The sequence below is a fragment of the Streptomyces sp. NPDC059866 genome (assembly GCF_042731325.1).
In the GTDB taxonomy this organism is placed as follows: domain Bacteria; phylum Actinomycetota; class Actinomycetes; order Streptomycetales; family Streptomycetaceae; genus Streptomyces; species Streptomyces flavusporus.
On record NZ_JBHWJT010000012.1, the window covers coordinates 43,171 to 50,196 of the forward strand.

Consider the following 7,026-nt stretch of genomic DNA (forward strand, 5'->3'; position numbering starts at 1 on the left):
ACGGGCCGGAGTGCCGCCATGTCACTCCGGCCCGTTGCCGTGCCTACGCCAACCCCAGCGACCTCTTCAGGAAGTCCAGCTGGAGCAGCAGCAGGTTCTCCGCGACCGTCTCCTGCGGGGTCATGTGCGTGACGCCGGACAGCGGCAGGACCTCGTGGGGGCGGCCGGCGGCCAGGAGGGCGGTGGACAGGCGCAGCGAGTGGGCCACGACCACGTTGTCGTCGGCGAAACCGTGGACGATCATCATCGGCCGGGCCGGCTCGACGGCGTCCACCAGCCCGGCGTCGTCGACCAGCGAGTTGCGCCGGTAGACGTCCGGCTGCTCGTCCGGGTGGCCGAGGTAGCGCTCCTGGTAGTGGGTGTCGTAGAGCCGCAGATCCGTGACCGGCGCGCCCACGATCCCGGCGTGGAAGACGTCCGGCCGGCGCAGCACCGCGAGCCCGGCCAGATAGCCGCCGAAGGACCAGCCGCGGATCGCGACCCGGCCGAGGTCGAGCGGGAAGTCGGCGGCGAGGGCCTGGAGCGCGTCCACCTGGTCCTGGAGGACCACCGCGGCCAGGTCGTCCCGGACCGCCTTCTCCCAGGCGGGGGAGCGGCCCGGGGTGCCCCGTCCGTCGGCGACGACGACCGCGAACCCCTGGTCGGCGAACCACTGCGAGGTGAGATACGGGTTGTGCGCGGCGACCACCCGCTGGCCGTGCGGTCCGCCGTAGGGGTCCAGGAGGACCGGCAGGGGAGTGTCACCGGGGTAGTCCCGCGGCATAAGCACGGCGCATGGAATCCGCCGTGCGCCCCCCTCGGTGAGGGTCACGCGCGGGGACAAACCGGGATCCTCGGCGTACGAGGGGACGGTCGCCGCCGGCTTTCCGTCGTGCAGCACCTGCACCCGGGCCCCCGGCCGGTCGAGCGTCGCCGACACGAGGACGGTCACCTCCCCGGCGCGTACCGCCGAGTGCACGCCGGGCTCCTGCGACACGCGCTCCAGGCCGAGTTCGTTGACGCGGTAGACATGCACCTCGCCGATCTCCGGCGCGGTCGCGTCCTCGCCCGCCGAGGCCGAGACCAGCACGTCGTCGTCCGACACGTCGAGCACTGCACGCACATGCAACTGCGGCCCGGTCAGCGGACGTTCACCCACCGCAAGCACCCGCGCGCCGCCCTCGTCGGCGATCCGCACCAGCTGCCCGGAGGGGGTCCAGCACGGCACTCCAGGGGAAAGATCCAGCCAAATCGGATCTTCGTCGGCGTGCACCATCCGGGTCGTCCCCGTGTCCGGATCCACCGCCAGGTACAGCTGGCTGCGCTGGTCACGGGCCTGCACCAGAACCAGCGGCGCACCCGCCGCTGACCAGTGCACTCGCGCCAGATACGGGTAGCGCGCCCGGTCCCAGACGACCTGAGTGCGCACCCCGTCGAGGCCGATCACGAACAGCTGTACGTCAGCATTCGGGGTGCCGGCCGCTGGATAGGGAACGTGTTGTGGGTCACGCTCCGGATGGGCCGGATCGGAGATCCACCACCGCTGCACCGGCGTGTCGTCCACCCGCGCCACAAGCAGCCGGTCCGACTCCGGCGCCCACCAGAAGCCCCGGTCACGGTGCATCTCCTCGGCCGCGATGAACTCGGCCGATCCATAGGAAACCGACTCCGACTCCGGCTCGGCGAGCGCCCGGTCGCCCGCACCCTCGGCACCCACGACCCGCAGGGCACCGTCGACGACGTACGCGACGTGCCGGCCGTCGGGGGCGGGGCGCGGGTCGATCACCGGTCCGGGGACGGGGAGTTCACGGGCGGTGCCGGCCCGCAGCTCCGCAGTGAAAAGCCGCCCTGACAAGGCGAAAGACGCCAACTCCACGGCGGTGTCGGTGGCGTAGCCGACGATGCCGGCGCCGCCCTCACGGCTGCGTTCACGGCGCGCCCGCTCCTCGGGCGAGAGGTCTTCCGCGGCCCCGCCCAGCAGCGTGCGCGGGTCGGCCGCCATGCGTTCCGCGCCGTCCGCGAGGTCGAGGACCCACAGCGCGTTGGCCCGGTCCGTACCGGACCCCGAGCGCAGGAACGCGACCCGGGAACCGTCGGGAGCCACGGTGAACGAACGCGGCGCTCCGAGCGTGAAGCGCTGGGTGCGGGCGTGCCGTCGGGGGAAGGAGACAGGCTCGGTCGTCATGCCACGACCATATTGGCCATGCGCCCCCTTGTGCGGCCGTGCGCCGATCGATGCGCACGCACGGATAGTTATGATCAATAGCGCTGCGTGGGTATGAACCTGCTGGCTGCTGTATGGATTTACAAGTTCCCCCGCACTGTTTCCCCGACGATCCCGGGTTCTTGGAGGTGAGCCGCCGTGGCACTCTCGATTTCGGCGGTGGTGCTGCTGGCGATCATCGTCTTCCTGCTGATCAGAAAGTCAGGACTGAAGGCGGGCCATGCGGTCGTCTGCGTCCTGCTCGGGTTCTATCTGGCCTCGTCCACGATCGCGCCGACGATCAGCGAGCTGACGACCAACATCGCCGGGATGATCAGCAGCATCAAGTTCTGACCGGCGCCTGCGCGCGGGCTCCGCGCCGTGAGCGACCGGAGCCCGCCCCTGGCCGATCTGTCAAGGCAGCGCCCGCTGACCCGCGCCCACCTCGTATCGGAGGGCGAGGTCGAGTAGTGCCGTGAGAGTGTGACGCTTTCCGGGAAAGTGCCCCACTTCCACGGGCGCACACTGCGGATCCGGAAGGGCCTCGCACGGTGACGTGGCGTGCCGGTCGGCCCTGGCGGCCGTTGGACGCACGCTGCGCATCGAGGCCACCGACAGCCGGGTTGATCGCCTCCCGTCACTGCAACTCCCCGCCCCCGATGCCGAGTCCGGCCGAGGCCTCGTCCCCATCGACGCTCTCGCCGACCGCTGGAGCACCGCCTCACCGTGCAGCTGCCACCACCCCCGTTCCGAGCCCCGGCACAGCCATCGACCGTCCGGCACCGGCTCCAGATCTGCGATCGCGCTTCCGCGCAGCCGCCCCCGGCCGCTGCCGCGACTGCCGGCTCGCCGTTCCCACGGCCGCCTGGCACCCGCCCGTTTCCGTCCGCGGCAGCGCGATGTGCTCGACGACGACAGGTGGCAGCAGGTCGGGGAGGTGGCCGGTGGAGGACCGTCGCCTCGTAGGCTGGCCCCATGACGGAACTGCCCGCCCGGCGTCTGCTGCTGGTGCATGCGCACCCGGACGACGAGTCGATCAACAACGGCGCGACCATGGCCAAGTACGCGGCCGAGGGTGCGCATGTGACCCTGGTCACCTGCACCCTCGGTGAGCTCGGTGAGGTCATTCCGCCGGAGCTCGCCCATCTGACCGGCGTCGCCCTCGGCGAGTACCGCCTGCGCGAGCTCACCGCCGCGATGCGTGAGCTCGGCGTCGAGGACTTCCGTCTGCTCGGCGGCGTGGGCCGTTACCGGGACTCCGGGATGATAGGCCTCGCCGCCAACGACGATGCCGCCTGCTTCTGGCAGGCCGACGTCGACGAGGCCGCCGCCCACCTCGTCGAGGTGATCCGTGAGGTACGCCCCCAGGTTCTGATCACGTACGACCCCGACGGCGGCTACGGCCACCCCGACCACATCCAGGCCCACCGCATCGCCCAGCGCGCCGCCGAGCTGGCGGCCGCCGAAGGGCTGCCGATCGCCAAGGTCTACTGGAACCGCGTACCGCGCACGGTCGCCGAGAAGGCCTTCGCCGGCCTCCAGGAGGACCTGTCCCGCCTCCCCTTCCCCCGGGCCGCCACCCTCGACGACGTACCGGGCGTCGTGGACGACGAGCGCATCACCACCGAGATCGACGGCACCGCGTACGCCGCCGCCAAGGCCGCCGCGATGCGCGCCCACGCCACGCAGATCGACGTCGCCGAACCGTACTTCGCGCTCTCCAACGAGCTCGCTCAGCCCGTCTTCACCACGGAGTACTACGAGTTGGTGCGCGGTGAGCGCGCCCAGGCGCGGGAGACGGATCTGTTCGCCGGGATCGAGGAGGCGTCATGAAGGACCAGGGCTCGATGCTCGCCCAGCCGCTGCAGCGCCCCTCCGCCGGGCGGATCGTCGCCCACCTGGGACTGTTCGTGCTCGGCCTGGTGATCGGCGCCGCCGGTTCGCTGGTGCAGGCCGGCTGGTTCCCCGGCGGGCTGCTGCTCGCGCTGCTGGGCGGGGCCGGGCTGTTCCTGGGCGGGGCGTGGGGCACCGGAGGAAGAAGCGGAGCGGTTTCGTCCGCCGCGGGCTGGCTGCTCGCCGTCATCCTGCTCACCGCCAGCCGTCCCGAAGGGGACTTCCTGTTCGCCGCGGGAGCCGGCTCGTACCTCTTCCTCCTCGGCGGTATGGGTGTGGCTGTGATGTGCGCCACCCTCGGTCCGGGGCGGCAACCAGGTGGCCGGGCCGTCCGACTTGGCAAGTGACGTACCACTTCGCCGTCAGACGCTCGTGCGAGTCCCGTGTGGGTTTCCCCAGCGGTCGCGGGATACGCGACGGAGGTGGCCAGTATGGTGGTGCAGCCGCCGAGCTGCCCGAGCATGTGAGGTCGTAACGGGCGGCGGAGCCAACCGGGAGAACCTGCCTTGAGTCGTGAAACTGACAGTCCGTCCTCCGGGCCCAACGGGCGCGGCGGAGCCGCATACCCTTCGGGCACGCCGCCCTACGGCACCCCCACGGCTTCCGACAGCGGTGCTGGAGCGGGCCGTTCGGCCGCGCAGCCGGAGGAACGCAAGACCGAGACCACGCTGACGACGCGGATCCGGATCAACATCCCCGGGTCACGGCCCATCCCGCCGGTCGTCGTGCGCAAGCCCGTCGCGGACACCGAGGCCGCCGACGACACCGTCGCCGAAGCGCCCCCGGAGAACCCGGCCACCACGACCGGCACGGTCGAGGCTCCGGCCGAGCATCCCCAGCAGGGCGAGGAGAAGACCAGCGACTGGTTCGCGCCCCGCAAGTCCGGGCCGGCCAAGGCCGGTCAGGGCGGCGGTTCCGCCAACGGGGCCGGGCAGCCCAGCGGTTCCGGCCCGGCCACCGGCGCCCCCGCTGCGGGCGCCGCCGCTCCCGGCGCCCCCACTGCGGCGCGTCCGGGCAGTGGCCGCCCCGGTGGCGTGGTCGGCTCCATGAACATGCCGGGCGGCTCCCGGCCCGGTGACGCCGCCCGCTCCGGCGGAGGCGGTACGAACGGTGCCGGGCTGCCCGGCGCCACCGGCGGCCCCGTGGCTCCGGGGCACGGCGGCGGTACCGGCTCCTTCGACGTCACCGAGGCGCTCTCGGCGGGCCCGCTGGGCAACGGCTCGCCCGCCGCCCCGGGCGGCCCCGGCGAACCCCGCCGCGACGACCTGCCGTACTTCACGGAGAACGGCCAGGGCGGATACGGGCATCAGTCCACGCCCAACGGCCTGAGCGGCCCCAACGGTCAGAACGGCTCCGTCGGCCTGAGCGGTCACGGCGGCCTGGGCGGACCGGGCGGCCCCGGCGGCCAGGGCAGCCCGCAGGGCCCCGCGGGCCCGACCGGCGGCCCGGTCACCGGCGACGGCCCGCTCGTCCCGCCACCCACGCGCGGCCCCGGCGCACCCGGCAGGCCGGGCACCGGTCCCGGCGGTCCCGGCGCACCCGGCGGTCTGGGCGCACCTGGCACCTCCGGCGGTCCAGGCGCCGCCCCGCACACCGGCCGCGGCCCCGGCGGCGGTATGAGCGACGACACCGCGATCCTCACTCCGCAGAAGCAGGTCCCCGAACCGCCCCCCGGCAGCTCCTTCGGCGTTCCCGACAACGTCTCCGGGCACACCGTCACCAGCGGCATCCCCGTCGTCCCGTCCGCCGACCGCGGCACACCCTTCGCACCCGGCGCGCCCACCGACGGGCTGCTGCCGCACACGCCGCCGAAGCTGCCCGAGCCGGTGCAGCAGAACGTGCCCGCCGCCGCGCCCAAGAAAAAGAAGGGCCGCAACAAGCTGGTCCTGCTCGGCGGCGGCGTGTTCTTCGTCGCCGGAGTCGCCTACGGTGCCGGTCTGCTGATGAACCACTCCGACGTGCCCAAGGGCACCACCGTGCTCGGCGTCGACATCGGCGGCGGCACCCGCGACGACGCCGTCAAGAAGCTCGACGAGGCCCTCGGCGACCGCATCGACAACCCGCTGAAGCTGTCCGTCGACGGCGACACCGTCTCGCTCAGGCCGGATCAGTCGGGGCTCCAGTTCGACGTCGACTCCACGGTCGGCGCCGCCGCGAAGAGCGACTACAACCCGGTCTCCGTGATCGGCTCGCTCTTCGGCCAGGAGCGGGTCGTCGAACCGGTCATGCCGGTCGACGAGGAGAAGCTGAAGGCGTCCCTGGAGGACGCGGCGGGCGGCGCCGGCACCGCGACCGACGGCACGATCAAGTTCGAGTCCGGCAAGGCCGTCGCCGTCTACGGCAAGGTCGGCAAGGGCATCGCCGTCGACCAGGCCACCGACGCCGTCGAGGAGGCCTACCGCACCCAGGTCGAGACCGGCACGTCCACGCCGGTGCAGCTGCCGACGACCACCCGGCAGCCGACGGTCTCCGACGCCGAGGTCGACCGGATGATGAAGGAGTTCGCCGAGCCGGCGATGTCCGCCCTCGCCACGGTCCAGACCGACGCGGCACACAAGATCGACTTCGGCCCCGTGTCACTGCCCAAGATCCTCGGCTTCAAGGCAGTCGACGGCAAGCTCGTGGAGACGTACAACCTCAAGGCGCTCGAGGAGGCGTACGGCAGCACCTTCGACGGCGTGCAGATCGAGGGCGCGAGCGGGAAGCGTGCCGTCCAGCCGGCGGACGTCGCCTCCGCGCTGCGCAAGGCTCTGCGCGGCAAGACGCCGGCAGAGCGCATCGAAGTCATCGACACCACCCCCAACTAGGGGCTCGCTGACGCAGAGGAGGGGGGGGGCCCCGCCCCCCCCCCGCCCCCCCCCCCCCGCCGCCCCCCCCCCCCCCCCCCCCAACCCCCCCCCCCCCCCCCCCCCCCCCCCCCCCCCCCCCCCCCCCCCCCCCCCCACCCCCCG

Annotated in this window: 5 protein-coding genes; 4 read left to right on the forward strand and 1 reads right to left on the reverse strand. The window is 72.8% G+C overall.

Annotated elements, in window-relative coordinates; all coding sequences use genetic code 11:
* Positions 1–43 precede the first annotated feature (43 nt).
* Positions 44–2,164: a prolyl oligopeptidase family serine peptidase gene (locus tag ACFV7R_RS19625; protein WP_385264874.1), complete on the reverse strand. Its 2,121-nt coding sequence runs from the start codon at positions 2,162–2,164 to the stop codon at positions 44–46.
* Between the two features lie 177 nt (positions 2,165–2,341).
* On the opposite strand from ACFV7R_RS19625, the gene ACFV7R_RS19630 reads away from it, so the two are divergent.
* From ACFV7R_RS19630 to ACFV7R_RS19645, 4 genes are all read left to right on the forward strand, one after another.
* Positions 2,342–2,536 carry a hypothetical protein gene (locus tag ACFV7R_RS19630; RefSeq protein ID WP_385264876.1) on the forward strand — a complete coding sequence of 65 codons (195 nt, stop codon included), beginning with the start codon at positions 2,342–2,344 and terminating at the stop codon, positions 2,534–2,536.
* A gap of 621 nt (positions 2,537–3,157) precedes the next feature.
* Entirely contained in the window at positions 3,158–4,015 is an 858-nt protein-coding gene (gene mshB, locus ACFV7R_RS19635; RefSeq protein ID WP_385264878.1) for an N-acetyl-1-D-myo-inositol-2-amino-2-deoxy-alpha-D-glucopyranoside deacetylase, read from the forward strand.
* Entirely contained in the window at positions 4,012–4,422 is a 411-nt protein-coding gene (locus tag ACFV7R_RS19640; protein WP_385264880.1) for a DUF6113 family protein, read from the forward strand. The genes mshB and ACFV7R_RS19640 overlap by 4 nt, the downstream gene beginning before the upstream one ends.
* Before the next feature lie 159 nt (positions 4,423–4,581).
* The gene (locus ACFV7R_RS19645) at positions 4,582–6,882 is read left to right on the forward strand and encodes a hypothetical protein (RefSeq protein WP_385264883.1); all 2,301 of its coding nucleotides are present in this window, start codon (positions 4,582–4,584) and stop codon (positions 6,880–6,882) included.
* The last annotated feature ends 144 nt before the right edge of the window (positions 6,883–7,026 follow it).